At 61.7% G+C, this 1,099-nt stretch carries 1 protein-coding gene; it reads right to left on the bottom strand.

Translation table 11 applies throughout. The annotated features are described in order from the left end of the window. Positions 1–37: 37 nt before the first annotated feature. On the bottom strand, positions 38–877 hold the full coding sequence (locus ACZ6EM_RS40485; protein ID WP_465774692.1) for an IS5 family transposase: 840 nt from the start codon (positions 875–877) through the stop codon (positions 38–40). Positions 878–1,099 lie beyond the last annotated feature (222 nt).

The raw sequence follows: 1,099 nt of genomic DNA, 5'->3' as shown, positions 1-1,099 counted from the left end.
AGAGGGCGTTTGAAGTGAGTGGATTGCCCTTTATGCCCTAGTAGGTTCCCCGCCAGGTTGGTGTGCTCTCGTCCGTTATGCGCTTGGTGAGGTTGTCGATCGAGGCGATGTGGATCATGGCTTCGGAGCTGGCCGGGAGGGTCTCGTAGTCGCGGGCAAGGCGCCGTCTCAGCATGATCCACCCCAGGCTTCGTTCGACAACCCACCGCCTTTTCACCACGTGAAATCCGGGGATGTCGGACTTTCGGTGGACGACCTCGACGTCGATTCCCAGGCTGGCTCCGTGCTCGACCATGGCGTTCTTGAAGCCGGTGTCGACCCAGCTTTTGGAGATGCTCGGATAGGTCTTCTTGGCCTGGTTGAGGAGGTGTATTCCCACGGCGTTCTCGGACAGGCTCGCAGCGGTGACGATTACGGCGAGGATCAGCCCGAGGGAGTCGGTGAGGATGCCGCGCTTCCGGCCGACGATCTTCTTCGCTGCGTCGGTTCCCTGGCTGGTCAGGGGCACGTTGGTGGAGGTCTTCACGCTCTGGGTGTCGATGACGGATGCTGTCGGCTCGGGGGTGCGTCCCTCCTTGACGCGGGCCAGGCCGGTCAGGTCGTAGTTGAGTTGGGCGAAGATTCCCTCGTCGCGCCAGGCGGCGTAGTAGGCGTAGACGGTGCCGTGGTTGGGGAAGTCGTGCGGGAGGTACTTCCAGGGGATTCCGGTGCGGTTGATGTAGAGGATCGCGTTGAACACGTCGCGCAGTTCGACCTTCGCCGGCTGGCCGGTCGGCCGACGGTCGAGCCGAGCCTTTCTCCAGGCCGTCAGAATCGGCTCGATCAGGGCCCATCGGGCGTCGGAGAGGTCGCTCGGGTACGGCTTGCGCTCGGTCATGACACAGCGTCAGCACAGATGGGGCGGAGGGCCCCGTTCCACTGATAGGTCGGCGTTTCTATAACTTTTTCAAACCAGACGGACTTCGAGGCACAGATCCGGGCGAGACGGACAGCCGCTCTTCCCGTTTGGAGATGGAGGTTGTTCACCTATCGGGCATAGCGGATTAATGCAGCACGACGATAAGCCACTTACGGGATTAGGAATGCCAAAACGCCCACT

It is taken from the genome of Kitasatospora sp. NPDC041917 (genome assembly GCF_055589745.1).
Note: the sequence above shows the minus strand (reverse complement) of the source record. Positions and strands in the feature narration are given on the sequence as shown.

Bases quoted from the DNA above. Each gene is read 5' to 3' on its own strand.
- ACZ6EM_RS40485 (WP_465774692.1), bottom strand. From the start codon at position 877: ATGACCGAGCGCAAGCCGTACCCGAGCGACCTCTCCGACGCCCGATGG.